Origin of the sequence: Sphingobium sp. B10D7B (assembly GCF_025961955.1) — a bacterium.
GTDB lineage: Bacteria > Pseudomonadota > Alphaproteobacteria > Sphingomonadales > Sphingomonadaceae > Sphingobium.
In genome coordinates this window covers 2,403,032-2,429,802 of sequence record NZ_JAOQOQ010000001.1, presented here as the reverse complement: position 1 = coordinate 2,429,802, position 26,771 = coordinate 2,403,032, and the positions used below count along the sequence as shown (strand labels likewise).

Genomic DNA, 26,771 nt, shown 5'->3' with positions numbered 1-26,771 from the left:
GTTACTTGCCGGGCGTGCGATAGGGAATGAAGTCGCCTAGCGCACAGCTGCCGGTCATCGCGCCCGAGGGGAGGTTCACTACGCGGGCGATATCGCCCCGGCAATATTGCGATGAACTCATGCGGTTCATCACCAGCGTGTCGCCGCGCGAGATGCCGGTGCAGCTCCCCTGCAGGCGGTTGAGATAGACCTGATCCTTGCTCACCACATAGACCAGCGTGTTATCGCCGATGGACCGCAGGCGGCTGCTGTCGAACGAGGTGACGCAGGAGACGGGCTCGCCCGCCGTCTTGCCCTCCAGCAGGCGCTCCAGCTCCTGCGTTTCGCGTTCGCTGAGCCTCGGTTCGGGAGCGGGACCCGCCGTCGCGCAGGCGGCCAGCGGCAGGACCGCCAATGAGAGACACAATCTGTTCATCATCTCCGCTCCTCTCGCGTCTGTCTGTCTCGAAACTAGCAGGTTTCCGGCTGTCTCGCATCTTGTATGACGGATACGAACGTGCGGGCCCTTGGTTGCGCAGGCCAGGACAGAGCGCCGTGGCCTCTATTGCCTAGCCCCTGTCCTTGGCCGCGCGCCGGCTGGCCAGTTCCTCCACGCTTTGGGCGCGCATGAAGGGGTTGGTGGCACGTTCCAGCGCGATCGTTGTGGGAACGGTGGCCTCGTGGCGCGCGCGGGCAGCTTCGACCTGCGCGAGGCGATCCGCGATGGCCGCATTCTGCGGTTCTGCCTGAAGGGCGAACTTGCCGTTGGAGAGCGTATATTCGTGCGCGCAATAGACTTGGGTGTCCTCGGGCAGGGCCTCGAAGCGTCGCATATTAGCGTACATCTGCGCAGGCGTGCCCTCGAACAGCCGGCCGCAGCCCATGGCGAACATCGTATCCCCCACGAAGATCATGGCGTCGTCGGCAAAGTGATAAGCGATGTGGCCGGCGGTGTGGGCCGGCACTTCCATCACCACCGCTTCGTGATCGCCCAGCCGTACCCGGTCGCCTTCGCGTGCCGGGCGATCGACATTGGGGATTTTCGCGAGTTCGGCGGCGGGCGCCGTGACGGTGGCGCCGGTCGCGGCTACGATGCCCCCGTTCCCGCCGATGTGATCGCCATGCCAGTGCGTGTTCCAGATCTGGGTGATGGACCAGCCGCGCGCTTGCGCGGCGGCCAGCACCGGCTCGGCCACCGAGGGGTCGACGACCAGCGTCTCCCCGCTCGGCTTGTCATGAACCAGCCAGACATAATTGTCCGACAGAACCGGAACGCGAAGGATTTCGAGCGCGCTCACCATTCACCCGTGTTCGGCATCGACGCCCAAGGCTCGGCCGGCTCGAGATGGCCATCCTGCAGCAGCTCGATGGAAATGCCATCGGGCGTGCGGACAAATGCCATATGGCCGTCCCGGGGCGGGCGGTTGATGGTCACGCCATTGTCCATGAGGCGCTGGCAGGTCTCGTAGATATTCTCGACCCGATAGGCGAGGTGGCCGAAATTGCGCCCGCCGCCATAGCTTTCGCCGGCGCTGCCGTCTTCCGGCGGCCAGTTGTAGGTCAGTTCCACCTGCGCATCCTCATCGCCCGGCGCGGCGACGAAGACGAGCGTGAAGCGGCCCTTCTCATTATCGAAGCGACGGACTTCCTTGAGGCCGAGCAGTTGGAAGAAGCGCAAGGTCGCGTCGATGTCGGTCACGCGGATCATGGTGTGGAGATATTTGGGCATGGTGCAGCTCTTTCCTTTGGTCCCGCGTCAGCAACGGTTCAGCACAAGAGTGAGATTGGTCACCTCTCAAATAGGCGTCTCGCGGTCGCGGGAAAAGAGAGGAATGCGCACAATGGTTTGGCTGCAGGACATGAACAGGGTCGCTTTGGCAGGTGCTGTGGTGCTTGCGGGCGGCATGATCACCGGTGGCTACCTGCTTGGGGATGGCCTGCGGCGCGCGCATGCGGCCGACCGGTCGGTGACGGTGCGGGGCCTTGCCGAGCGGAATGTGACCGCCGATCTTGCGACCTGGACCATCGCCTATTCCGCGACCGGCACCGACCTTGCCAGCGTGCGGGCCGATATCGAGGGCAATACGGCCGAACTGCGCGGCTACTTCAAGAGCTTCGGCTTCCCTGACAATGCGCTGACCGCGACCGGGGCCGGCGTCAATCAGTTCATCAACAACGGCGTTCCCAACATCACGATCACCCAGCGGATGCAGTTGCGCACGACCGATATCGAGCGGGCGCAAAAGGCGGTGGCCAATCAGTTCGATCTCGTGCGGCGCGGCGTGACGCTGCAGGAGGGTTCGGCGATGAGCTACAGCTTCACCAAGCTCAACGATATCAAGCCGGAGATGGTCGCCGCCGCGACCAAGGATGCGCGCTCCTCTGCCGAACAGTTCGCCAAGGATAGCGGCACGGGCGTGGGTGGCATCAAGAGCGCGACACAGGGCTATTTCTCCATCGAGCCGCGTGATGGCGAGACATCCGGCGGCTATGGCGCGGCCGACACGCCGTTCAAGAAGGTGCGGGTCGTGACGACGGTGGATTTCTACCTCGACTGAGGTCGGCCGCACGCACGCTTCATCGCCCGGTTTCGGTCCCTGTCGTAGCAGCGGCCGCGGGGGCCGGCTCGCCGTTCAGCTGGGCGAGATAATCGGTGGCCTGCCGGGCAATATCGCTATCGCGCGCAGCCAGTTCTTTGCTGCGGCTGAAGGCAGCGCGGGCGCCGGCGTCATTGCCTGAGAGCGCCAGAATGATGCCCTGTTCCAGCGCAATGGCGGCATCGCTGCGGGCGCGGCTGGCGGCTTCCTCGATATGCAGGCGAGCCAAGGGCAGGTCGTTCATGCGCCGGGCGAGCGTGGCCGAGAGCAGCCATGCGAGCGGATCGGCGGCGGCCAGCACGATCGCCTGATCGAGGTCGGTACGGGCGCCGGGCAGATCGTTGGCGGCCACGCGGGCGCGGGCGCGATCCAGATAGATTTCTCCGGTCGCAAGCGTCTTGGGCAGGGGGCGCAAGAGGGCCGCATCCAGCGCCCGCAGCGCGCGCGGCGTTTCGCCTGCGATCAGCGCGGCATTGCCGGCCTGCGACCATAATCGCGCCTGCGTTACCGCGTCGAGGCCCTTGAAGGCCGCGCCATCCTCGAAAGCCTTTGCCGCATCACTCCAGCGCCCGGCCTGCCCGAGCGCATAGCCCCGGCACTGCGCGGCATAGGCGCCGCCATCGGCCTTTGCCCAGGCTTCCGCATCGGCAATGCCCTCGGAGGGGTTGGCGTTGGCGCGCTCCAGACAGGTGGCGAGGCGGGGCGCAATGGCGGGCGGGACGACGGCGGCCAGTTCCGTGCTGTCATTGCCGGCGCGTTCCGCGGGCACCTGCTCGATCCAGGGGCGCTGCTCTCTCTGCTCGGCCTCGGCGCGGCGCATCTCGTCTCGTCGCCGCAGCAGGGCCTCGATTTCGGGATCATGCTGGGGCACGCTCGCCTGAGCGAGCTGGGCGAGGGAAAGCGCGGCGGCAACGAGCATAGGCAGGGTCAGGACTCCACGAGGCGCGCGACTGTCGCGATCAGCAGGGCGATGTCCTGCGGGCGCGAGAGGCGATGATCGCCATCCTTGGCGAGCAGCGTCTGCACATCGGCTGAACGAACCTGCTGCGCGATCCGCACGGCGATCTGCCAGGGGACGTCGGCATCGGCCTGTCCCTGCAGCAGCCGCACCGGGCCATCGATCGCGATCTCTCCATCGAGCAGCCGCAGCGCCTCGCCCGACTCCCAGAAGGCGCGCGTGGTGACATAGGGTTGATCGCCATAAGGGGTGGGCTCGACCAGCTTGCCCTCGCGCTGCAAGGTCGCTTTTTGCGCGGCATCAAAGCCCCAATCGGTAAAATCCGGCGCGGCGGCGATGCCGACGAGGCCGGTAACACGCGCGCCCAAATCGCGGGCGAGCAGCAGGGCCAGCCAGCCGCCCATGGAGGAGCCGACGAGGATGACTGGCCCGGCGGGGACGCAATGATCGATCACGGCGCGGGCATCGTCGCGCCAGCTGGCGAGCGTGCCGTCCTCGAACCGCCCTTCGCTTTCGCCACAGCCGGCATAATCCAAACGGAGCATGGCGCGGCCTTGGGCGGCGGCCCAGTCGTCCAGCGCGAGCGCCTTGCTGCCCATCATGTCCGACATGTAGCCGGGGAGGAAGACGATGGTCGGCCCTGTGCCGGGCCGGTGGCGGTAGGCGAGGCGCAGGCCCGCGGCGTTGGGCGTAAACGCGGGCGGGGCGCTGGTGGTATCGTCAGTCATGACGCTGCCCTTATCAGAAAGGGAAGCGACTGGCAGGGGCGACGTCCTTGTCATCCTCGCAAGCATTCACAATGGCGCGCCATTCCGCCGGCGTCAGTGCGGCCTCATAGCGGTGGCCCTTGCGCGCAGAGGCTTCGAATGCCTTGCGCCGCTCGGCGGAGATGGGGTGCGAGGCCATGAGATTGGCGGCACGCTCGATCTGCTCCCCGCCGTCGCCTCCCCCGAGGCGTTTAAAGAAAGCGGCGGTCGGCAGGGGCGATATGTCGGCCTTTTGCAAGGCGCCGATGGAGTAGCTGTCCGCCGCCCGCTCGGCATCGCGGCCATAACTCAGGGACAGCAGGCCGTTGGCGGTGTTGCCGAGGTCGCCGCCGAACCCGCCCAGCACGATGCTGAGGCCAAACTGGCGGATGAGCGCCGTCATCGTGTCGCGGTTGCGGACATGGCCGATCTCATGGGCGAGGATACCAGCCACTTCATCGGGCGACTGGGCATCCTGAATGAGCTGGTCGAACAGCAGGATGTGGCCGCCGGGCAGGGCGACCGCATTGACCATCTTTACATTGGCGATGCCGATGCGGCGGATGGGTACATCTTCCCCGAGCTTGCGCTGGAGCTTGTCGAGCGCGGCGCGGCTCTGCGGGGTCTGGCACAGGCGACCGCCGAAATCGCCGATCATGGCATCGCCGAGCCGTTGCTCCCAGCTGAGCGGAACATGCGGCGCGATCCAGTCGGGCGCGCGGAGGACGGCGTAGACGACGCCCGCCGCGATCACGGCGAAGAGCGCCAGTGCCCGCCACAGGCCGACACGGTCGATCCAGCGGCCATAACGTGCGGGGAGGGGCAGGTGGATCGCGAAGTCCTGCGGTGGCGCGCCGGTGAAGCCGAGCCGCCAGCCATGCTGCCCGCGCAGGCCATAAATGGAGCGCCCGCCGCTGCCATCGACCGGCACCAGATCGCCCCAGCGGTGCGGGCCGCTTTTGTTCAGACCCCAGCGGAGCGTGAACGTCTCCGCTGTCCATTCCAGAACCGGATGATGGCGCGTTGCGCTGGTGCCATCATAATGCCAGATGGTCTCGTCCGGGCCGGCCTGGGTCATGCGCGCGCTATGGAGCTAGATGGCGCCGATGTCGAACGCATCGGCAAGGCCCTCGCCCTGACCCGGCGCATTCGTGCTCGACTGGGTGAGGGATGAGAGGCTGATCTCGCCGCTGGCATCGAGATGGACGATGAAGAACTTCCAGTGCCGATAGGAGAGGAAGACGAGGCCGATGCCGAGCGTCAGCACCACCAGCGCGATGTCGCCAAGGATGAGCTTGAACCAGTCCTTGGTGCGGGCCGAGAAGTGGAAATCGAGCGTCGAAAGTGACAGGCTGCTCACGGCCACGCGGAAGAATTTGGCGTAATAGGCCAGCGCAAAAAAGCCGATGATCGTATAGATCAGCAGCACCATCAGGATCATCGCGAGCACGAAGGCGAGGCCGGGTTGGGCCTGCGTCTCGGGATCGAAACCGCCACGCATCGCAGCGCCACCACCTGCAAAGATGAGTACGGCCATGACGGCAAAGATGATGAACGGCAGCAGGTAGAACAGCAGGAATCGGCGGAAGATCTGGCCAGGCATTGCCGCCGCGCGGAAGGGATGGGGGCCAAAGCTCATCGCGTTCCAGCGGTCGTTCCATAGCGAGGTCATAGACCAGGGAATGAGCAGGCCGATCACCATCCACGCGACGATGTTGCGCCAGACGTAGGACCAGCCATAGGCCCAGCCCTTGTCATTGCTGCCGCCGCGAATGCCGTGCCACCAGGTGCGGCTGAGGCGATAGCGCAGCATCCGCATGCGCGCGACGCCGGCGAGATAGAAGATCACCACGAACGACGTTAGGCCCAGCACGCCGGCGAGCGGTGCCTGTCCACGCAACACCATGGCCTGCATGCCAAAGTTGAGAAACAGAAAGGGGATGCCGAAGAGCACCAGCACGATCAGGAAGCCGATGAGCAGTTCAACGCCGGTACCGGTCCATTCCAGCCGCTCGTCGATGAAGCGGGTGCGGCTCCACAAATAGCGGCGAGTCCGCGTCGTCGCCCAGAAGCGATAGACGCCCAGTGTCACGATGGTCAGCAGCAGATTGGTGAAGGCAATCGGGGCGTATTCCCGCCAGCTTCCTTCAAAACCGAATGCACGGTCGGTCTGGTCGTTCATTGGCAATGGTCCCCCGGCTATTGCGCGGGCGACCAGACACCGGATGCGGCTGAACTGTCAAGTGACTGAGAAAAAAGGGCGGGACGCGGAGAGGGGCGCCCCGCCCCGCACTCACAGGGCGAGGGAGACCGTGAGGCGTATGTCGCGCCCGGCGAGCGGGGCATAATCCTTGAGCAGGCTGGCATGGCGCCGCGCCTCGACATCAAAGATGTTGTTGGCTTGCAGAGAGAAGGAAACCTGCTGGTTCGCGATGGCGGGCTTCCAGGTCAGCCCGGCGTTGACGAAGGTGTAAGCCGGCGTGACAGTCTCGCGCGCGCTTACCCGATCCTGCTTGAAGGCATGCTCAATCTCGCCGCGCACAGACCATTCGCCCGCATCGAGCGTGGCACCGCCAAGCAGCCGCAGCGGCGGGATGCGCGGGACGGGCTCGCCGCTGTCGAGCGTTGCGCGCGTGAAGTCGGCCAGACCATCCAGGCGCAGCTCGGTGCGGCCGAATGTTGCCGCCGTCCAATCCGCCTGAATCTCCGCCCCATAATATTCCGCGCCTGATTGCAGATAGGCAAAGCAGGGGAATTCGAGCGAGGTCGCGCCGCTGGCCGCCAGGCACGCGCTGTCATCGACGATGGAATCGTAAATGAACCGGTCGAACTTGTTGTAGAAGGCCGAAACACTGAAGTGGAAGGCCTGGCCCCGCCCGTGCAGGGTGCCCTCGACGCCCCAGCCGCGCTCGGTGCCGAAGTTGGGATTGCCAAGCTCAAAAGCCTGCGTGCCGGCATGGTTGCCGCGCGCGAAGAGTTCATCCGCTGTGGGCGCCCGCTCGACCCGCGAGAGGTTGACGCCGACCCGCCAGTCAGTCGCGATGGCATAGCTGGCGCCGAGCGATCCCGACACCGTGTCGAAGTTGCGGCGATAGTCCGGCGAGCCAAGGTCGCTGTCCTGCGCCGCCTCGATGCGGTTGTGCTCGAACCGCGCGCCGGCCTCCAGCCGCACCTTGCCGAGATCGAGCGCCTGCAGCGTGAACAGACCCCAGGTCTCGCTGTCGATGGCCGGCAGGAACTTCTCCTCGCCTTCGATGTGGCTCTTGCGCAGCAGCATCTGGCCACCGATCGCGCCTTCCCATCCGCCCCGCCGCGCCTGAACGAGATCGAGCCGAGTTTCGAGGCCTTGCGTGAAGAAGCGGGTGTGGATGTCCTGCCCGTCAAGCGACATTTCGGCATGTTCGTAATCGGCCCAGCCGGCGCGCAGGCGGATCTGGTCGAGCAATCCGCCGCCGACATTCACTTGCGCGCGCAGATCGGCACGGGTCTGCTTCATCTGGATTTTGACTTCCTCGGCGCCGTGCTCGTGCTCGCCTTCTTCGCCCTCGATCGCGCCTTCGTCCTCATGATCCTCGTGGGTCACGTAGCGGATCGGCAGGCCATAGGTGAATTGCGAGCGGCCGACCGAGAAGCCGAGGGACCCGCCGGAATCGATGTAGTTGAGGCCGCCGGTATAGCTCCAGCCTTCGATGGCGGAATTGGGGATGCGCCCGCGCAGCCCGGCGAGGTCGCGAATGTCGGCTTCGTCGCTTTCCAGCGCTTCGGCGCGCGGCTCGGTGCCCAGCACATAGCCGCCGCTGCGCAGGTCGCCGGTTTCGATCCAGCTGCCATCGGCATGGAAGACGAAGCCGCCGCCCAATGCAATGTCGGTCTTGCCGGCGAGCGATTTCTCGCGGGCGGCGCTGCCGAATGTGCCGGTAGCGGCCAGATCGAAGCCGCCTTCGGGCAGATGTGTGGGAATGCGCGTGTCGATGACATTGACGACGCCGCCGACCGCGGACGAACCATAGAGCAACGCTGCAGGGCCGTGGAGCACCTCGATCCGGTCGGCGAGCAGCGGATTGATTGCGACGGCATGGTCCACCGAAGTGGCGGACGCGTCGAAGCTGCCGATCCCATCGGTGAGCAAACGGATGCGGTCGCCCGAGAAGCCGCGCAGGATCGGGCGAGAGGCGCCAGGACCGAAGGATGTGGAAGAAACGCCCGGCTGCCGGGCCAGCGTTTCGCCCAGGCTCGGGCGGATGTCGCGGGCCAGCTCCTCGCCGGTGAGGACGGATGTGCCGCCCAGCACATCGATATGCGAGCGGGGGATGATCGCGGTGACGACGATGTTCTCCGGCCGATCGTCATGGCCATGCGCTTCGCCGGTATCCGGCGGCGGCTGGCGCTGCGCCAGAGCCGGGGCTGCGAGCAGCGCGGCGCTGGAGAGAAGGGCGGAGAGGGCGGCGGTATGCGCGAGGCGCGGACGGAAATTGCTTTTCATATGATATAACGTAACGAGTGAAAAAATGCTGCGCAAGCGAAATGTCGTCGGCGTTCGCTTCGTGGGAATTTTCACGCGGCAGCAGGGCGGGGCGCGTCAGGCGCGCCGAAGACGCGGCATCCGAGGGGAACCGGCGTCGCTCGCGACCGAGCGGACGCTCTTATCGCGTGCGGCTGGACCCGCCGCCTGCCGACTGAGCGGACGCAGCAGCGCTTGAGGCATTGCTCGCTGCCATTTCCGTCGGCTCCGTCTTCGCAGGCTCAGGAAGGCCGGCGCGCAGGCGCTTGAGTTCGGCAAGGCGGCCCTTGAAGGCGCGCAGTTCAGCGCCGGCCAGTTGAGCCGTCTCCGTGAACTTCACGCTCGCCGGATTGATCGTGCGGCCATTGCGATAGAGCTCGTAGTGCAGGTGCGGCCCCGTGGAGAGGCCTGTCGAGCCGACATAACCGATGACCTGCCCACGCTTGACGCGTTGGCCAGCGGCGACGGCAATGCGGCTCATATGGCCATAGCCCGAGCCAAGGCTGCCGCCATGCTCGATCTTGACGTACTTGCCGTGCCCGCCGTGCCAACCGGAATAGGTCACCCGGCCGTCGCTCACCGCGTAAATGGGTGTGCCAGTGCTGGCTGCGAAGTCAAGGCCAGCATGCATCCGGCTGTAGCCGAGGATCGGATGTCTGCGCATGCCATAGCCGGAACTCTGTCGTCCGCTTACCGGACGGGCGAGAACGCCGCGCCGCTCACCGGCGCCGGATGCCTCGAACCACTGCGCGCGGCCGGCCTGCGTCCAGCGCAGCAGGTTGATGTCCTTGCCTCGCTGCCGCTGCAGCCCTGCGAACAGCAGCTCTCCGGTCTCGCTTTCGCCGGTTGCGGCGCGGCGATGGGCGACGATGATATCGAACGTATCGCCAGCCCGCAGGCCGTTGCCGACATTGACCTGCGCCGACAGCACTTTGAGATAGGCTTGGATCGTCGACGGATCGGCGCCGGCTGCGCGGGCAGAGCGGTAGAGGCTGTCACCCACTTGGCCGCGAATGCGCAGTGGCGTGTTGTCTACGATGATGGGAATGCGGCGGAGCGTCAGGGCGCCATCCTGCCGGGTGATCTCCAGCGCCAGCTCGAGCTTCGCGCGGAGGGACAGATGATCCAGCGGCCGTGCGACGTTGCGATTGGCACGCCGGCCGAGCACGATGCGCACGCGGGTGCCGGGCGCGATCGTAGCGGGATCGACGGCCTGCCGGATCAGCGCCATCGCCGCGCCGGCATCATTGCTGCTGATGCCGGCGCGCGAGAGGGTGTGGGCGAAGCTGTCGCCAGTGCCGACGGCGGCATCCAGTTCGATCTGCGGGCGCTCGGGCGTCTCGCGCAGCGGCGCGACCAGATCGGTCGGCCCCATGCGCTTGCCTGTATCGGCCCCGAGCGCCGAGGCGCTGATCATCTGCGAGCGATACTGGTCCAGCTGCTCGGTCGAGAGCGGCGCGGGTTGTGCGCCGGGGACGGTCAGAACGCCGGGCGCGGACATGACCATGATACCGCAGAGCGAAAAGCAGGTGATGAGACCGCGCCACCAGGTCCGGCTGCCGATGTTCTGGCCAAGATCGGGCGCGAGATCGACACGATGCGCCCAGTCCTGCACTCGCTCGCGCCAGTCGCCAGAACGGAGCGGTGCGAGCACCTTCGCCGGGCTGTTAAGCCAAAGCGTACCGGTGCCGGCGCCCTGCGTGGGGCTAAGCTCGATCTTCTGAAACACGAATTGATGCGCCCCTGACGGCTTCTGCCACGCTGTCGCGACTGCCAAACGTCGCGCTTTGTTTGTAAATGCAGCGGGTTAAAGTCAAATAAAGACACAATATCGGCCCATATCTTGCGGCGAGTTGTGCGCAATCGTCGGCTGGTTGCGGAACCGTCCCTAATTCATGCGCCGTCTGGATTGAGCCTTGCCGTGAGCCACGGCGCGTTCCATGTGTCAGCCAATCATGTCGAGCTACGAGCCTGCAGCTCTCAAGGCGGTCCTGGGGCCGACCAACACGGGCAAGACCCATCTGGCGATTGAGCGGATGTGCGGCCATTCGAGCGGGCTCATGGGGTTTCCGCTCCGCCTGCTGGCGCGTGAGGTTTACGAGCGCGTGGTGCGAATCAAGGGCGCCGATCAGGTCGCGCTGCTGACCGGCGAGGAGCGAATCGCGCCGCCCGGCGCCCGTTATGTGCTGGCGACTGCCGAGGCGATGCCGGTTCGCGGTGGCTTCGGCGCCTTCTCCGATTTCGCGTTCGTTGCCGTGGATGAGATCCAGCTCGCCGCGGACCCCGAGCGCGGCCACATCTTCACCGACCGGATGCTGAACGCTCGTGGGCGCGAGGAAACGATGCTGCTCGGCTCGGCGAGCATGGCGCCCTTGGTGCGCACGCTGCTGCCCAAGGCGGAAATCGTGACGCGGCCGCGCTTCTCCACCCTGCGCTACAGCGGGCCGCAGAAACTCTCCCGCCTGCCGCGCCGCTGCGCCGTCGTCGCTTTCTCCGTCGAGGAGGTGTACCGCGTCGCCGAAATGCTGCGCCGGCATCGCGGGGGCGCGGCGATCGTGATGGGGGCGCTCAGCCCTGCGACGCGCAATGCGCAGGTCGCGATGTTCGAGGCCGGAGAGGTTGATTATCTGGTCGCCACCGATGCCATCGGCATGGGGCTCAATCTTAACGTCGATCACGTCGCCTTCGCGTCGCTTCGCAAGTTTGACGGACGGCGGACGCGCCGCCTGACTGTCTCTGAAATGGCGCAGATTGCCGGACGCGCGGGGCGGCACCAGCGGGACGGGACATTCGGCGATGTCGGCGCGGCGGATGGCGAGCCGGCTTTTTCCGCCGAGGAGGTGGAGCGGATCGAGGAGCATCGCTTCGACCCGATCGAGCAGATCTTCTGGCGGGAAGCGGACCTGCCGATGGACGATATCGACACGCTGATCGAGGCGCTGCTGGATCGTCCGGAGCGCGCGGGGTTGCGCGCGGCACCCGAAGCGATTGACCTGGCGGTGCTGCAAAATCTCGCCGACCTGCCGGACGTGCGCGCACGGGCGCGGGGCCGGGGGCAGGTCGCGCGGCTCTGGGCGGCCTGTTCCGTGCCGGATTTCCAGAAGCTCGGCATCGAGCATCATGCGCGCACCATCCACCGCCTGTGGACGTGGCTGAGCCAGGGCAGCGGCCATATTCCGCAGGATTGGCTCGCGGCCCAACTCGCCCGGCTGGACAATGTCCAGGGCGATGTCGATGCGCTGGCCGGGCGGATCGGTGCGGTGCGAATCTGGGCCTATGTCGCCCAGCGGGACGATTGGCTGGCCCAACCGATGGAGATGGCGGCGCGCGCGCGGGCTCTGGAAGAGCGTCTTTCCGATGCGTTGCACGGCGCATTGAAGCAGCGTTTCGTTGATCGGCGCGCCTCCGCCTTGCTTCGGCGCGGCGGTGATGCCAAGGCGTTTTTGTCAGTGGACGTCGACGGCGCAGGCAATGTAACAGTCGATGGTCACAGGATCGGCACGATGCGGGGCTTCCGCTTCATCGTCGATCCCTTGGCGAGAGCGAATGAGAAGCGGCTGCTGCTGGCCGCTGCCGAACGGAGACTGGGTGCGCATTTGAACGAGATGGCTCAGGCATTGCTGGCGGTGGACGATAAAGCGTTCACTCTCGCCAGCCCTCCCGGCGGTGATGCGCAGATCATCTGGAACGGGCACCCGGTCGCGACGTTGAAGGCAGGGCAGCGTCTGCTCGCGCCTGAAATGACGCTGGATGCGGGGCTCTCCAGCCTCGTCCCGGAAATTCAGCAGGGCGTGCGCGATCGGCTGGCGCTCTGGCTCAAGAATCAGTTCGAGCGCCACATTCCGGCGCTGCTGAAGATGGAGGCCGGCTCAACGGAGGCCGAGCTGCCCGCGACCGTGCGCGCGGTGCTCGCGCAACTGGCGGACGCGGGCGGCATCGTGCCGCGCAACACGCTGGATGAAGCGCTCGGGCAGGTCGCCAAGGAAGACCGCACCCATTTGCGCAAGGCCGGCGTGGTGATCGGCGTTATGGATTTGTATCATCCCGGCCTGATGAAGCCGGCGGCGGCGCAATGGCGCATGGTTCTGCTCTCGCTGAAATCCGGCAAACCGTTGGTGGCGCTGCCCGCGCCGGGCGCGGTGTTGCTGCAGAGCGGTGGCGGCGAAGAGCGCAAGGCGAGTGCGCCGAGCGAACCGTTGGAAGCCGGCGACGTCGCAGCACCGGTTGAGCCCGAAGTCGAAGCGTCCGCGGAGGCTCCGGAAGCGGCCGGAGCTCCGGCATCCGAAACGCCGGTAGCTGCCGAGGCGCACGCACTTGCCAAGGTCGCCAAGCCTGTCGTGCCGATCGACGAGATTGGCGCGCGTATTGCCGGGTTCCGCAAGCTGGGCGAGGCCTGGCTGCGCATCGATATGGCCGAACGGCTCGCGCGCGGGGCGCATGAGGCGATTGCCGCCGGCAAGCCCTATGGCGCCGACGACACGACCATCGTCTCCATTGGCCTGAATGAAGCGAGCTTCCTGGAACTGATGCGGCAGGCGGGGTTCCGCCCCGTGCCCGATGCGGCGGAAGGCGCGCCCAACTGGCAGTTCCGTGGACGCCCCAAGCCCCGTCCCAAATTCGAGGGGCCGCGCAATCGCGGGGGCAATCGTCGTCCGGCGCAGCAGGGGCGGCAGGATCAGGATGGCCAGTCTCAAGCGGCCGGCGATGGCCCGCGCAACCGCCCGGATCGGCGCGGCAAGGCGGCCGAGGGTGGTCCGCGGCGTGAACGGGACAAGCGCCCGGATCGCGACAATCGTCCCGATCGCGGCCCACGGCCGGATCGTGGTCCGCGACCGGACCGTGATGGCGGAGGTCGCGAGCGGCCGATTGTCGCCACGGGCAAGGCGTTGGCGGGTCTTGGCGCCCTGTTCGGCCGAGAGGACTGACTTTCTGGCAAGGCAGCGGGATGAGGGCGCATCGACCGGCCATGGACCGAGTTTGCGCCTCGACAAATTCCTCTGGTTCGTGCGCCTGTCCCCCAGTCGTTCTAGCGCGCAGGCGCTCGCGGAGCGGGGCATCGTGCGCATCAATGGCCGCCGGATCGAGCGGGCGCATGCGCCGGTGCGTGTGGGTGACCTGCTCACCTTGCCGCAGGGCAATGTCATTCGCGTGATCCGCGTGGAACATCTGCCGGAGCGGCGCGGACCGGCCCCAGAGGCCCAGCTTTGCTACAGCGCGATTACGCCCGGTGCCGACCCGGATACGACGGTGATGCCCCGATAAAGTTAAGCTACGCGCAATCCTTGCCCTTGCCTGTTGACCCTGTGGCGGCGCGCGCATATCGCGATCAGCGAAAACCAAGCTAGGAAAGCCAGCCATGACCTATGTCGTGACCGACGCGTGCATTCGCTGCAAATATATGGACTGCGTGGAAGTATGCCCGGTGGATTGCTTCTACGAGGGCGAGAACATGCTCGTCATCAATCCCAACGAGTGCATCGACTGCGGCGTGTGCGAGCCGGAATGCCCGGCTGAGGCGATCCTGCCCGATACCGAGAGCGGTCTTGAGCAGTGGCTTGAGGTGAACACCAAATATTCCGCCGAGTGGCCGAATATCACGACCAAGCGCGAACCCCCTGCGGATGCCGAAGAGCATAAGGGTGAGGACGGCAAGTTCGACAAATATTTCTCGCCCGAGCCGGGCGAAGGCGGCTGAGCCTTACGCACAACTGACTGTATTCGCCTGCAATTGCGGGCGGATGTGGTTCCTCGCGATGCCGACCTATTGGCCCGCGAAGGGCTAACGGCGGGTTCGGAACGAGCCCGCTACGGTTGGGCCAGATGAACTCTCCAGACCAGCGCGACACGCCATCCATAGTGTGTCGGCGTGCGATATGCCGCAAAATATCAGATTACCTCCGGTTAGGCTGGTAATTTTGTTGCGAATCTGTTAAACCCGCTGGGAAGTGACACCCCTCGTCACTCAGGAGTATTCGCGCATGGCCTGTGGCTGGCACCTGCACATCTGCATTCTCGCAAATCTGCATTCTCAACGTGCCGCGTAACTCAGCCAAGAATACAAACAGATAGAAGAAAGGTTCGCAAGAATGGCTGCAAAAGCGCTGTCTTTTGATGTCGGCGACTATGTTGTCTATCCGAAGCACGGCGTCGGCCGGGTGATTGAGCTGCAAAGCCAGAAGATCGCCGGGATCGACCTCGAGCTTTATGTGCTGCGTTTCGAGAAGGAGCGGATGACCCTCCGCGTCCCGACGAACAAGGCCGAAAGCGTGGGGATGCGCAAGCTCTCCTCGGACAAGACACTGGGCGAGGCACTCGAAACCCTCAAGGGCAAGCCGAAGGTGAAGCGGACGATGTGGTCGCGCCGCGCACAGGAATATGAAGCGAAGATCAATTCCGGCGATCTGGTGTCGATCGCGGAAGTGACGCGCGACCTGTTCCGGGCGGACGATCAGCCCGAGCAGAGCTATTCCGAGCGTCAGATCTTCGAAGCCGCCTCCAGCCGTCTGGCGCGTGAACTCGCGGCGATGGAAGAGGTGGACGAGGCAACGGCTCTGAAGAAGATCCTCCAGATCCTCAACGAGGCTGCCCCGAAATATGCCAAGGAACGCGTCGAGTAATCGAGGCTTCGTCCTTAGAGACCAAGAGACGGCGCCCCTTATGGGCGCCGTTTTTTGTTGGGGCGCGTTCACGCCAGGGGCATCGTCCATAGTCACCTCGTCAGGATGGGGCCTCGTGTTGGCGACTTGGGGCGACACATCTGCTATGCTCGCGCCCATGAACTGCTTCGGGGGATGACCGTCATGACATCAGGTGCCGCGCGCCGGGCGATCCGGCTGCTGATGCTCGTTGCCGCCGCTGGCGGACTGTCAGCGGCCCATGCAGAGAACCGGACCTATATCGTGACCGATTTTGATAGCATCCGTGTCGAGGGACCATTGGAAGTCTCCCTTGAAACCGGGCGCGGGGCGTCCGCGCGGGGCGAGGGAGATCGTGCCACGCTGGATGCCCTGCAACTGACAGTGTCTGCACGCACGCTAACGGTGCGCCTCCGCGCGCCCGTGGCCGGCGCTGCCGGGGCGCAGGGCGCCCGGGACACCGCGCGGCTCGCTCTCACAGCGCCGAGCTTGCGCCGGGTGCAACTCGTGGGCTCCGGTCTGCTGCGCGTGAAGGGCCTCAACAAGGCGGCTGCCGATGTGAATCTCGTCGGCAGCGGTCGCATCGAGGTGAGGGGAATCGAGATTGACGATCTCAAGCTCGTGCAGGGCGGTGCGGGCAGCACGCTCCTGTCCGGGCGAGCGCGCAAGGTGCAGATCGGTCTCTCCGGCAGCGGCACGCTCGATGCGAGCGACCTGCGCGCGGTGGACCTTGAGCTCGCGGTGGATGGCGCCGCGACGGCCGAAACGTTTGCCGAGCGAACCGCCAAAGTGATGCTGGTGGGAACCGGCAGCGCGGTGGTGGAGGGGCGCCCTGCCTGTACCGTGCGCCAGGTCGGGAGTGGGCTGGTGCGCTGCGGACGCCCTGCGCCTTGAGGTAAAAGAAAGGGCGCCGGAAACCCGACGCCCTGTCCTTATGCAATTCTGGCGGTCAGGTTGATCAGGCGAACTGAACCTTCGCGGCGCGGCGGCGCATCAGCATGCCTGCCAGACCGAGACCGGCGACCATCAGTGCCCAGGTGGCGGGCTCCGGCACGGGAGCCGGGACCGGCACTGCGCCTGTCTTGTAGATGGTCGCGTTCGAGCCGCTGGCGAACTGGAGATTGAGCAGGTCGATGCCGTCGGTGCCAGCATCGAACTTATAGAATGCGGTGATGTTGTTGGCGAGCGGCTGACCCTTGCCCGACGGATTGGGAATGTTGCCGAAGTGCACGCCGATATAGGTCGTGCCGTACATCATCGTGTCGAAATTCAGGGTGGTGGTCGAGATCCAGGGCGAACCGGAGACCTTCTCCACGGCGCTGGAAAACGCGTTGGGAAGCGTCAGACCAAGCAGGGCCAGCGCGGACGTCTGATCTCCCGTGGTCGCCTGACTGGCCAGATTGCCGTTGTAAAAGCCGACACAGCTGAAGCTCGAACTCGCCGTGAGGCCAATGTCCGATGCGGAGCAACTGGCGGCAGAACTGACAAGCGCTGCCTGAGCCGGCTGAACGGCAAAAGTAGCATAGGTCACCAGCGACGCGATGAGGATCTTACGCATGTATCGAACTTCCCGACTGAGCGTTCTCGGCTCGTTTCCTTGGCAGGCCTGCCTTCGTCCCACCGGAGGCTTCCTGATGACCGAGCATGTAGAGGCGCCAGCAAAAAGGGGCGAGGTCGTTGAGGATAGTTTCCTGGCCCCTCCGGGCGCTGTCCGACATTGGCACTGTTTTGCAGCAAGGATTAACGCGCGTGGAGAAGCGGGATGATCGTTTGCAAGGCGCTGCCGCCCGCCGCCGCTAGATCCGATCCGCCTGCACCACGGCGTCCACGGCCCGCAACGCCGAGAGAATTCGGGCGACGTGGCTCGCATCTTCCACCTCGAGATCGATGAGATCGGTGTGGAACGGGCCTTCGCGGTTCACCAGTTGCAGGTTGAGGATATTGGCCTTGTTGACCGCGAAGATGTTGGCAACCGTCGCCAGAGCGCCGGGCTGGTTTTTAAGGATGACCGAAAGGCGCGCCGTGCCGCCCTTGGCTTCGCTGTCCCAGCTGAGGTCCACCCAGTCGGCATCCTGACCGGTCTCCAGCACGAGGCAATCGATGGTATGCACCTCGATCGGTTCGCCCGGCCGCCGCAGGCCGACGATGCGGTCGCCCGGAACGGGATGACAGCATTCTGATAGGGTGAAGGCGATGCCGGGCGTCAGGCCGATGATCGAAACGGCCTGCGCCTGCTTCTTGCGCCGCCGGGCCGCGCCGGGTGCGTCCTCCGCACTGCCGGGCACCAGGGCGTTCATCACCTCCTCGTCCGAGATGCGGTTGGTTGCGATGGCGATCATCAGCGCGGCCTTGTCTTCCAGTTTGAGCCGCTTGATCGCCGCTTTCTCCGCCTTGTCGCCAATCTCCACCGGCAGGCGCAGCACGATCTCCTCGTAGAGCTTCTCGCCCAGTGCGATCGTCTCGGTGCGCTGCTTCTGGCGGATGAACCGGCGGATCGCTGCGCGCGCCTTGCCGGTGATCGCGAAGCTGAGCCAGCCGGGCTGGGGCTCCTGCGCATCGGACTTGAGGATCTCGACCTGATCGCCATTCTCAAGCTGCGTGCGCAGCGGCATGACGCGCCCATTGATCTTCGCGCCGACGGTCTGGTTGCCGAGCGTGGTGTGGACGGCATAGGCAAAATCGACCGGCGTCGATCCCTTGGGCAGCTGTTGCAGCTCTCCCTTGGGGGTGAAAGCGAAGATCCGATCCTGATACATCGCCATGCGGGTGTGCTCGAGCAACTCCTCCGCATCGTGGCTTTGTTCGAGGATTTCGACGAGATCGCGCAGCCAGCCGGCCTGCCCGTCGGGCCGCGCGCCGGACTGCTTGTAGGCCCAGTGGGCGGCAAGGCCGAACTCGCTATCCTGATGCATCCGCTCCGAGCGAATCTGCACCTCGATGCGGGCATTCTCCTCGTGGATCACGGTGGTGTGCAGCGACTGATAGCCATTGCGCTTGGGCGTGGAGATATAATCCTTGAACCGTCCGGGCACCATCTTGAAGCGCTGATGGATCAGGCCCAGGGCGCGATAGCAATCGTCCGTGCTGTCGGTGACGACACGGAATGCCATGATGTCGGTCAGCTGCTCGAAGCTGATGTGACGCTCCTGCGTCTTGCGCCAGATCGAGTAGGGATGCTTCTCACGGCCGGAGACCGTGACGTGCATGCCCGCCGAGGTGAGCATATTTTGCAGCTGCGTCGAGATGCGGGCGACCTTGCTCTCGCCGCCTTCCTTGAGCAGGGCGAGACGCTTGGTGACGCTGTCATAGGCATCGGGCTCAAGCTGCTGAAAGGCAAGGAGCTGCATCTCGCGCATGAACTCGTACATGCCGATGCGCTCGGCGAGCGGCGCGTAGATATCCATCGTCTCGCGGGCGATGCGGCGGCGCTTTTCTTCGTTCTTGATGAAGTGCAGCGTGCGCATATTGTGCAGCCGGTCGGCCAGCTTGACGAGCAGCACGCGAATATCGTCCGACATGGCGAGCAGGAACTTGCGCAGATTCTCGGCGGCCCGCTGGCTTTCGCTCTGCGCCTCGATCTTGCTGAGCTTGGTCACGCCATCGACCAGCCGGGCGACGTCCTGCCCGAACAGGCGCTCAATCTCTGCCGTGGTGGTGAGCGTATCCTCGATCGTATCGTGCAGCAGGGCGGTGACGATGGTTTTATCGTCGAGGAACAGATCGGTCAGAATGCCTGCCACTTCAATCGGATGACTGAAATAGGGATCGCCACTGGCGCGCTTTTGCGTGCCATGCTTGGCGACCGAAAACACATAGGCGCGGTTGATCAGGGCCTCATCGGCATCCGGGTCATAGCCTTTGACCCTCTCGACCAGTTCATATTGACGCAACATCGTCGCGCAACATGGTGGGCGGACCCCGTGCAGCGCAACAAAAAACTCGCGCGGCAGCGGTCGGCGAGGGGGAAGTTGTCCCCTCAACGCCACGCTCTGCCCGATCCGTGCGACGAAGGCACAGTCCAGAGCACTCGACATTTGGCGCGGCGCGCCGAATGCGCTAGCGTCGCTGGCCATGGCTGAACGCAAGGGTCTTGATGCATTTGAGGGCTGCGCCCTGCCGGCCGCGCTCGAAACGATGGGCGAGCGGTGGTCGTTCATGATCCTGCGCGCCTGCTTCAGCGGCATCGTCTATTTCGAGGATTTCCAATGCGCGCTCGGCATCGCCCGCAACATCTTGTCCAATCGGTTGGGTAAGCTGGTTGCGAGGGGCATCCTCACCCGTGAGCCGGTCGCCAATGACAAGCGCCGTGTCGCTTACGGCCTTACCGAGAAAGGCAAAGCCCTGATGCCGGTGATGATTGCGCTGCGCCAGTGGGGAGAGCGCTGGGAGCCCGTGCCGCCTGCGCGCCGAATCCTGGCGGATAGCCGCGACCGGCAGCCGGTCCGCGAGGTGCGCTTGCAGGCCGCCGATGGACGCCTGCTCGACTATCAGGATCTGTGCTGGATCGAGGCGCCGGCCGCGGCCGACGACGAGCCGGATTGCACCGCCGCGCCCTTGCGCGCGATGGGCGCCGCACGTTGACCCCGCCGATGACCTCCGTGCTCGTCATCCGGCGTCGCCCGTTCTTTGAGGACAAGAACAAGGCGTTCTGGACCTTGCAGGCGGTCGGATGGACCGGCGCGTTCCTGCTGCGCGCCGTCTCCGGCATCGCCAATGGCCAGCCAATGTCTTTCCTGGTGCCGGTGCTGATCTCGACGATCACCGGTTATTCGCTCACGCTGCTGATGGCGGTCGGCTATCGCTTCCTGCTGAGGCAGACGCCGATCGTCACCTGGACCGCCTCGATCGTCATTGCGATCGTCGCGGGCGGAACATCCGCCTTTATCGATGCCTGGGTGTTCACCACGCTCAACCAGTCGGGCGATGGTTCCAGCCTCAAGCTGTTCCTGGGAGCTTTTTACCTCAATTTCACGCTGCTGGGGGCGTGGTCGGCGCTTTATTACGCGATCAATTTCTACATCACCGTGGAAGAGCAGGCCGATCAGTTGCAGTTGCTGGAGAGCCAGGCGAGCAGTGCCCAGCTTGCCATGCTGCGCTATCAGCTCAATCCGCATTTCCTGTTCAACACGCTCAACAGCATTTCCACGCTGGTGCTGCTCAAGCAGACCGAGCGGGCCAATGCGATGCTCTCCCGCCTGTCGGCCTTCTTGCGCTACACGCTCATCAACGAGCCGACGGCGCAGGTGACGCTTGAGCAGGAGGTGGAGACGCTCAAGCTGTATCTCGAGATCGAGAAAATGCGCTTCGAGGATCGCCTGCGCCCGATCTTCGACATTCATCCGGCGGTCGCCTCCGCGCGACTTCCTTCGCTGCTGCTGCAACCTTTGGTCGAGAACGCCATTAAATATGCCGTAACCCCCCAGGAGGAGGGCGCGGATATCGTGGTCACAGCGCAGCCTGTCGGCGAAAACGTGCGGATCGTCGTTTCGGACACCGGTCCCGGCTTGAACGGGAGCGATCAGCGCATGACGAAGGGTACGGGTGTGGGCCTTGCCAACATTCGTGACCGATTGGTTCAGGCGTTCGGGGAACGCCAGAATATGGAAACGCGTTCACCACCCGAGGGGGGCTACAGCGTCATCATCGAGATGCCGTTCATTACCGCCGAACCATCAAGGGTAGCCGCATGACCATACGCACCATTCTCGTCGACGATGAAAGCCTCGCCATTCAGGGGCTGAAGCTCCGCCTGGAGGCTCATCCCGACGTTGAGATCGTGGAGACGTGCACCAACGGTCGCGAAGCGATCCGCGCGATCAAGACACACAAGCCCGATCTCGTTTTCCTCGATATCCAGATGCCCGGCTTTGACGGCTTCTCCGTGGTCCAGGGGGTGATGGAGGTCGAGCCGCCGCTCTTCATCTTCGTGACGGCTTATTCCGATCACGCGCTGCGAGCCTTTGAGGCCAAGGCGATCGATTATCTGATGAAGCCGGTGGAGGAGCAGCGCCTTGCCGATGCGCTCGACCGTGCCCGGACCCGCCTGCATGAGAAGAAGCAGGTGGAGGAAGCCGGCCGCCTGCGCGAAGTGCTGGCCGAGGTGGCTCCGGACGCGGTGTCCGAAATGCCGGCGGACAATGAGGCGCCTTCATCGAGCCGTTATGAGAAGCTCATCAACATCAAGGATCGCGGGCAGATTTTCCGCATCGATGTCGATACCATCGAGCGGATCGACGCGGCCGGCGATTATATGTGCATCTATACCGCGGATAACTCGCTGATCCTGCGCGAGACGATGAAGGACCTCGAAAAGCGGCTGGACCCGCGCAATTTCCAGCGCATCCATCGCTCGACCATCGTCAACCTGTCGCAGGTTCGCCAGGTCAAGCCGCATACCAATGGCGAGTGCTTCCTGATCCTTGAATCCGGCAGCCAGGTGAAGGTGAGCCGATCCTATCGGGACGTGGTCGCGCGCTTCGTGCATTAAGAGCGCCACTGCTCAGGTGACGCGACTGAAAAGAAAGGCCGGTCCCTTGCGGGGCCGGCCTTTCCATTTGCCTGGGAGGCAGAAGCTCGGCTGTCAGGCTGCTCAGCAGCGGCTGTCGGCCTTGTCGATCGCGCGGCCGGCAATCGCGCCCACCGCGCCGCCGATGATCACGCCTGCGGTCTTGTCACCCCGGCGACCGGCGACCTCATGGCCGAGCAGGCCACCGGCCAGGGCGCCGATGATCGTGCCGCCCGTGCCATTGTCACGGCAGCGGTTGTCGTAGCGATAGTTGCGACGATCCGAATAACGGGCATCGCGGTAATCACGATAGTCGCGGTCGTTGTAGCGATAGTCACGGCCATAATCGCCGCGATAGTCGCGATAATGGTCACGGGCCATGGCCGGAGCCGTGACGCCGAAGGACGTTGCGACCATGGTGGCGGCCGCCGTGATGCTGAGGAACTTGCGTGCAGTCATGGTCTTGCTCCTTGAAATCCTTTGGCGGGCATCTTGCGGCACGGTGGCCACGCCTTGTCCGTCATGATCTCTGTTTAGACCCCATCCGTTGAGCCAAAGCTGAATGGACATTTTAGCCAAGGTTCAGCTTTGCCGACCTGACGTCGCTTGGCTGGCGCGCTGCCCGAGGGGGCGCTAGGAGCAAGGCCATGCGGCGCATCCTGCTCATTCTCGCCCTCTTCATTCTGCTGATGAATGGCCGCCACCCGGCGCTTTCTCCGGGTCTTGAGAGCGGGCCTCTGCTCATCAAGGCCGAGCCACTGGCGCTAAGGTCGGCCGCAGCGGACGCCACGGCCTTCGGGCCGCTCCGCCTGACGGGCGCCTGGTCCCTGACCAGCCCGCGTGAGGTCTTCGGCGGCATTTCCGCGCTGATGGTGCACGCTGACGGCAATCTGACCGGGCTGAGCGATTCGGGGGAACTGTTCGAGATCATGCGGCCGGGGCGGCCGGGCGTTGGCAAGGTCCAGTCCCTGCCGCGCTGGGCGGTCGAGCAGGACTGGCCGCGCTGGAAGATGGATTCGGAGAGCCTCGCGCATGACCCGGTGTCGGGGCGCTCCTGGGTGGGGTTCGAGCATCTTCAGCGAATCTGCCGCTATGCGCCCCGGTTTCGCCGTGTCGAAGCCTGCGTCGCCCCTGCGGAAATCAGACATTGGCCCTCGACGGGCAGCATCGAATCGCTGGTGCGGCTGGGCGATGGCCAGTTTCTCGCCATTGCCGAGATGGCGCAGGATCGCTCCGGCGCGTTCGAGGCGCTGCTGTGGCAAGGTGACCCGGTTGCGCGGGAGACGCCACCGCCGCTGCGGCTTCGCTATCATGCCCCGGCGGGTTACCGGCCGACGGATGCGCTGTGGCTTGGCGGAGACCGGCTGCTGGTCCTCAATCGGCGGCTGACGCTGGCACACGGCTTTACGGCCCGGCTGAGCCTTGTTCGGTTGCCAGCATTCAAGGTTGGCGCCGAGCTTTCCGGTACGGTCGTGGCCCGGCTGGAGCCGCCCGGGCTGGCGGATAATTTCGAGGGGCTGGCGCTGGGCTGGGAGGCGGGTCAGCTGATCCTGTGGGTCGTTTCCGACAATAACCGCTTTGCCCTGCAGCGCAGCTTGCTGCTGCGCTTCGCCTTGCCGGCCGACTGGATTGGGGAGGGGCTGCAACCGTAAACTGCAGGCACAGAAAAAGGCGGCCCGCTGAGGCCGCCCCTTTCAATCTCTGTGTCTGGCCGAACGGATCGGCCAGCGCGTTCAGGCAGCCTTGACGGCTACCTTCTTGACGATCTCACGCTTCAGGCGACGCACGCGCAGCGAGAGCTTTTCGTCAGAGGTCTTGAGCAGCCAGTTGTCCAGACCACCGTTATGCTCGACCGAGCGCAGGCCGTGGGTCGAAACCCGCAGCTTCACGCCACGCTCCAGCGTGTCGGAGATGAGCGTCACGTTCTGCAGGTTGGGCAGAAACACGCGCTTGGTCTTGTTATTGGCGTGGGACACATTGTGGCCCACTTGGCGGCCCCGGCCGGTCAGTTCGCAGATGCGCGACATGTCAATCGATCCTGATACTTGGTCGTTCGGAAAGCGGCGCCGATACAAGGCGGGGGACGAATCGTCAAGGCGGTTTCCCGCAAAACGACCCTGTCCTTGCGCGCGACCTAGCAGGACTGGCCTCGACAGGGAAGGGCGGATGAGCCACTAGCTGCGATCATGTCGAGCGCTTTTCCCTTGCCCGAGCCGATGCGTCTGGCGCTGGACTGCGCGCGCCGCGCTGCGGAAGCCGGGGAAGTGCCGATCGGCGCTGTGGTGACGCGGAATGGCGCGGTGATCGCGCAGGGCGAGAATCGCAACCGGCGCGATCGCGATCCCACGGCGCATGCCGAGATCGTCGCAATCCGCGCTGCCTGCGCACATCTCGGGCAGGACCGGCTAAGCGATTGCGACCTGTGGGTGACCCTGGAACCCTGCCCAATGTGCGCAGGGGCCATTGCCCATGCCCGGATCGCCCGGCTTTATTATGGCGCGGCCGATCCCAAGGGCGGTGGCGTCGAACATGGCGCGCGGGTTTTTGCGCAGCCGCAATGCCATCACCGTCCGGAGATTTTCTCCGGCATCGGCGAGGACAGCTCAGCGAACCTTTTGCGGGACTTTTTCGCCGCGCGGCGGTGACGCGGTTGCGGAAGAGGCCTGCGCCGCCAGCGGCGTGATCCGGTAGAGCCGGTAGGGCAACTCGCTCGGCGCCTTGACGGTGACCGGCGTCAGGAAGGGGAATGTCTCGCCACGCGCCAGCCGCGCATAGAAGCCCTTGGGGCTGCGGCGCTGGTAGATCGTCCCTTCCGGGAAGCCGGGACAATAGAGCAGATAGGTCGCGCCGCGCTTCTGCGCGATCTTGCGGAATGTCTCGGGCGATCCATCGAAGGCATGGTGCACGTCGAGAATGGCTTCCTGATTTCGGTGATAGGGACCGGCAATGACCGTGTGATGCGTAATCGCGATGAGGCGCGGCCCGAGATCGACAAGGGTGAAGATCGTCGCAGGCGCGATCTGGTCGAGCGGTTGCAGCGCGGGTTGAGTGCGGCAGCGCACTTCCGGTCGATGCGCGCCGGTGAGCGGCTTTGTGCCGGGCTTTGAGATCGCGGACAGGTTGGCCGCCGGTGCCGCGTGGGCGCCGTTGGCTGAAGCGTTCTTCGCCGAGGGCGGCGCCTGGTTGCGCGTCGAGGGCGCGGCGTTCGCCTGATTGTCCGGCTTGGGCGCCTGGGCAAAGGCCTTCGAAACGATGGGATAGAGGAAATAGACGCTGCTCGCCCAGATGAGGACGAGCGCGGCCGGCACGGCGAGCAGTCGTCGCACCCACGAGCCGGTGATGAGGGTGACGATGATCGCCCAGCCGGCCCAGGCGACCGGGGGAATGGCCAGAAGCTGTGCGGCAGGGCCGGCGCGGATCTGCCAGAAAGTCAGCGCGATGGCGAAGGCGATCATCAGCGTGACCGTGGCCCAGGCCCACATCCGCTCCGAATCGCGGCGGGCGGCCCAGCAACCTATCAGGCCAGAGAGCAGGCCGGTGATCGGCAGGCTGATCATCGGCACCCAACTCGATTGCGCCTGCACGTAGATCGGCTTGGCCTCGCGGATGTAGACCAGCCAGCTCTTCTGGAGTTCCGGCGAGATGCCGTAGAGGTCCGTCACGCAATTGGGCCAGCTCAGCCATGCAAAAGCGAGAACGGCCGCTCCCCCAAGGGCCGCGGCCCCCAGGCGCTGCAGCCAGCCGCGGAGGGGCAGGAGGGTGAGGCCGTAAAGCACGCCCGCTGTCAGCACGAGTACGCTGGCCCAGACCGGTGAGATGGCATCGCATACCGGCGCGCGATTGGCGTTGCTGGCGAACAGCGCGTAGCCGAGCACCGTCGTGCCGCCGAGGCCAAGCGCATAGGGGCGGACGCGGCGGGCAGCGCCTTCCTTGAAAATCCACCGCAAGGCAATGAGCGCGCCGGCCCCGACGAGATATACCAGCATTTCCATGCCGATGACCACGGAGAGAGCGCTGGCGACGCCGGTGACGACACCGCCGCGCGTCCATTTGCGATCGACAAGGCCGGCCAGGGCGGTCGCGGTCAGCGCCAACTGCCAGCCATGATGATCGACGCGCAGCGGCATGAACATGGAGAGGCCCATGCCGGCACCCAGCGGCAGCAGCATCGCGATGAACCAGCCTTGGCCCTGGCCCCGATCCGACAAGCGCCGCGCGATGAAGGCGAGGGCGAGCATCAGCAGCAGCAATGGGAGCAGTGGCTCGACGCCAACCGCCAGTTCCTCGGCGCGCGCGCGATCGGTGAACAGGCTGAAGAAGAGGATGAGTGCGGCGATGGGCAGATCGACCAGCCGGCTCCAGTGGATATTGGCGCCATCGGGCGGCGCCATGCGGTGCTGCCGCAAATCCCACCAACTCTGCCCGGCCAGCCAGTCCCTCACCTGCAGATACCGCATATTATCGTCGGTATCGCCAAGGGAGAGGAAGCGAATGGCATCCGCGGAGCGATTCAGGAAATAGGCCGCGATGATCAGCCAAGCGATGACGATCAGCCAACGCCATTCACGCTGCGCGAACCCATCTATGGCGCGCCACAGCCGGCTCGCGCGCGATGTCCACCCGCTTTGAGTGGCAGAACTGTCAATCCGCATGGTTCAGCGCCCGATAGCCATATGTGCAGGAACAGGCAGGGCGGCCTCGTCGTCCCGATACGCCTGCGGTCTTCCCCATTGGGGAACCGCGACCATTGCCGCTGCCGAGTTCACGGCCTAGGGCTTAGCCATGTGCATCAAAAGCGCAACGGGGCAAATCACACATGAGTGAATCGAAACGCCGGTCGGCTGAAAGTG

The 26,771-nt window shown here is 65.0% G+C and carries 25 protein-coding genes; 11 read left to right on the top strand and 14 right to left on the bottom strand.

Annotated elements, in window-relative coordinates; genetic code table 11:
- Position 1 precedes the first annotated feature (1 nt).
- The 3 genes from M2331_RS11550 to M2331_RS11540 form a co-directional block, all read right to left on the bottom strand.
- On the bottom strand, positions 2-418 hold the full coding sequence (locus M2331_RS11550; RefSeq protein ID WP_264575159.1) for a DUF6491 family protein: 417 nt from the start codon (positions 416-418) through the stop codon (positions 2-4).
- A 130-nt stretch (positions 419-548) separates the two neighbouring features.
- Positions 549-1,280: a hydroxyacylglutathione hydrolase gene (gene gloB / locus M2331_RS11545; RefSeq protein WP_181560410.1), complete on the bottom strand. Its 732-nt coding sequence runs from the start codon at positions 1,278-1,280 to the stop codon at positions 549-551.
- Positions 1,274-1,708: a VOC family protein gene (locus tag M2331_RS11540; protein WP_181560409.1), complete on the bottom strand. Its 435-nt coding sequence runs from the start codon at positions 1,706-1,708 to the stop codon at positions 1,274-1,276. The genes gloB and M2331_RS11540 overlap by 7 nt, the downstream gene beginning before the upstream one ends.
- A gap of 130 nt (positions 1,709-1,838) precedes the next feature.
- Here M2331_RS11540 and M2331_RS11535 point away from each other — a divergent pair, with 130 nt between their 5' ends.
- The gene (locus M2331_RS11535) at positions 1,839-2,537 is read left to right on the top strand and encodes an SIMPL domain-containing protein (RefSeq protein WP_264592370.1); all 699 of its coding nucleotides are present in this window, start codon (positions 1,839-1,841) and stop codon (positions 2,535-2,537) included.
- A gap of 19 nt (positions 2,538-2,556) precedes the next feature.
- Here M2331_RS11535 and M2331_RS11530 read toward each other — a convergent pair whose 3' ends face one another.
- The 6 genes from M2331_RS11530 to M2331_RS11505 all read right to left on the bottom strand — a co-directional run bounded on the left by M2331_RS11530 (position 2,557) and on the right by M2331_RS11505 (position 10,510).
- Entirely contained in the window at positions 2,557-3,495 is a 939-nt protein-coding gene (locus M2331_RS11530; protein WP_181560408.1) for a hypothetical protein, read from the bottom strand.
- An 8-nt stretch (positions 3,496-3,503) separates the two neighbouring features.
- Positions 3,504-4,262, bottom strand: coding sequence for an alpha/beta fold hydrolase (locus tag M2331_RS11525; RefSeq protein ID WP_181560407.1), 759 nt, complete (start codon positions 4,260-4,262; stop codon positions 3,504-3,506).
- Between the two features lie 13 nt (positions 4,263-4,275).
- Positions 4,276-5,358, bottom strand: coding sequence for a M48 family metallopeptidase (locus tag M2331_RS11520; protein WP_181560406.1), 1,083 nt, complete (start codon positions 5,356-5,358; stop codon positions 4,276-4,278).
- Positions 5,359-5,373: 15 nt separating this feature from the next.
- Positions 5,374-6,462: a YjgN family protein gene (locus M2331_RS11515; RefSeq protein WP_181560405.1), complete on the bottom strand. Its 1,089-nt coding sequence runs from the start codon at positions 6,460-6,462 to the stop codon at positions 5,374-5,376.
- A gap of 111 nt (positions 6,463-6,573) precedes the next feature.
- Positions 6,574-8,763, bottom strand: coding sequence for a TonB-dependent receptor (locus M2331_RS11510; RefSeq protein ID WP_181560404.1), 2,190 nt, complete (start codon positions 8,761-8,763; stop codon positions 6,574-6,576).
- A 160-nt stretch (positions 8,764-8,923) separates the two neighbouring features.
- A complete protein-coding gene (locus M2331_RS11505; protein WP_181560403.1) occupies positions 8,924-10,510 on the bottom strand; it encodes a M23 family metallopeptidase in 1,587 nt (528 codons plus the stop codon).
- Positions 10,511-10,736: 226 nt separating this feature from the next.
- On the opposite strand from M2331_RS11505, the gene M2331_RS11500 reads away from it, so the two are divergent.
- The 5 genes from M2331_RS11500 to M2331_RS11480 all read left to right on the top strand — a co-directional run bounded on the left by M2331_RS11500 (position 10,737) and on the right by M2331_RS11480 (position 16,310).
- A complete protein-coding gene (locus tag M2331_RS11500; RefSeq protein ID WP_181561491.1) occupies positions 10,737-13,706 on the top strand; it encodes a helicase-related protein in 2,970 nt (989 codons plus the stop codon).
- A 52-nt stretch (positions 13,707-13,758) separates the two neighbouring features.
- Positions 13,759-14,043: an RNA-binding S4 domain-containing protein gene (locus M2331_RS11495; protein ID WP_264571088.1), complete on the top strand. Its 285-nt coding sequence runs from the start codon at positions 13,759-13,761 to the stop codon at positions 14,041-14,043.
- Between the two features lie 94 nt (positions 14,044-14,137).
- Complete coding sequence (gene fdxA / locus M2331_RS11490; RefSeq protein ID WP_181560401.1) at positions 14,138-14,476, top strand: ferredoxin FdxA; 339 nt, start codon at positions 14,138-14,140, stop codon at positions 14,474-14,476.
- A gap of 391 nt (positions 14,477-14,867) precedes the next feature.
- Positions 14,868-15,398, top strand: coding sequence for a CarD family transcriptional regulator (locus M2331_RS11485; RefSeq protein WP_181560400.1), 531 nt, complete (start codon positions 14,868-14,870; stop codon positions 15,396-15,398).
- Positions 15,399-15,581: 183 nt separating this feature from the next.
- Complete coding sequence (locus M2331_RS11480) at positions 15,582-16,310, top strand: GIN domain-containing protein (RefSeq protein WP_181560399.1); 729 nt, start codon at positions 15,582-15,584, stop codon at positions 16,308-16,310.
- A 64-nt stretch (positions 16,311-16,374) separates the two neighbouring features.
- Here the strand turns inward: M2331_RS11480 and M2331_RS11475 are convergent, their stop codons facing one another.
- Both M2331_RS11475 and M2331_RS11470 read right to left on the bottom strand, forming a co-directional pair.
- Complete coding sequence (locus M2331_RS11475; protein ID WP_181560398.1) at positions 16,375-16,974, bottom strand: PEPxxWA-CTERM sorting domain-containing protein; 600 nt, start codon at positions 16,972-16,974, stop codon at positions 16,375-16,377.
- 238 nt (positions 16,975-17,212) lie between these two features.
- Positions 17,213-19,309: a RelA/SpoT family protein gene (locus tag M2331_RS11470; protein WP_181560397.1), complete on the bottom strand. Its 2,097-nt coding sequence runs from the start codon at positions 19,307-19,309 to the stop codon at positions 17,213-17,215.
- A 178-nt stretch (positions 19,310-19,487) separates the two neighbouring features.
- Here M2331_RS11470 and M2331_RS11465 point away from each other — a divergent pair, with 178 nt between their 5' ends.
- From M2331_RS11465 to M2331_RS11455, 3 genes are read left to right on the top strand one after another with little or no spacing between them, the layout of a single operon-like run.
- The gene (locus tag M2331_RS11465; RefSeq protein ID WP_181560396.1) at positions 19,488-19,997 is read left to right on the top strand and encodes a winged helix-turn-helix transcriptional regulator; all 510 of its coding nucleotides are present in this window, start codon (positions 19,488-19,490) and stop codon (positions 19,995-19,997) included.
- Positions 19,998-20,005: 8 nt separating this feature from the next.
- On the top strand, positions 20,006-21,106 hold the full coding sequence (locus M2331_RS11460; protein ID WP_181560395.1) for a sensor histidine kinase: 1,101 nt from the start codon (positions 20,006-20,008) through the stop codon (positions 21,104-21,106).
- Positions 21,103-21,903, top strand: a complete 801-nt coding sequence (locus tag M2331_RS11455) for a LytR/AlgR family response regulator transcription factor (protein ID WP_181560394.1) — start codon at positions 21,103-21,105, stop codon at positions 21,901-21,903. Before M2331_RS11460 ends, M2331_RS11455 begins: the two co-directional genes overlap by 4 nt.
- A 102-nt stretch (positions 21,904-22,005) precedes the next feature.
- On the opposite strand, the gene M2331_RS11450 is transcribed toward M2331_RS11455, so the two are convergent.
- Positions 22,006-22,380: a glycine zipper 2TM domain-containing protein gene (locus tag M2331_RS11450; RefSeq protein WP_181560393.1), complete on the bottom strand. Its 375-nt coding sequence runs from the start codon at positions 22,378-22,380 to the stop codon at positions 22,006-22,008.
- Between the two features lie 188 nt (positions 22,381-22,568).
- On the opposite strand from M2331_RS11450, the gene M2331_RS11445 reads away from it, so the two are divergent.
- On the top strand, positions 22,569-23,573 hold the full coding sequence (locus M2331_RS11445; RefSeq protein WP_181560392.1) for an esterase-like activity of phytase family protein: 1,005 nt from the start codon (positions 22,569-22,571) through the stop codon (positions 23,571-23,573).
- An 81-nt stretch (positions 23,574-23,654) separates the two neighbouring features.
- Here M2331_RS11445 and rpmB read toward each other — a convergent pair whose 3' ends face one another.
- Positions 23,655-23,948: a 50S ribosomal protein L28 gene (gene rpmB, locus M2331_RS11440; RefSeq protein ID WP_181560391.1), complete on the bottom strand. Its 294-nt coding sequence runs from the start codon at positions 23,946-23,948 to the stop codon at positions 23,655-23,657.
- Positions 23,949-24,107: 159 nt separating this feature from the next.
- On the opposite strand from rpmB, the gene M2331_RS11435 reads away from it, so the two are divergent.
- On the top strand, positions 24,108-24,566 hold the full coding sequence (locus M2331_RS11435) for a nucleoside deaminase (protein ID WP_181560390.1): 459 nt from the start codon (positions 24,108-24,110) through the stop codon (positions 24,564-24,566).
- On the opposite strand, the gene M2331_RS11430 is transcribed toward M2331_RS11435, so the two are convergent.
- Positions 24,525-26,573, bottom strand: coding sequence for a hypothetical protein (locus M2331_RS11430; protein WP_181560389.1), 2,049 nt, complete (start codon positions 26,571-26,573; stop codon positions 24,525-24,527). The genes M2331_RS11435 and M2331_RS11430 overlap by 42 nt on opposite strands.
- Between the last annotated feature and the right edge of the window lie 198 nt (positions 26,574-26,771).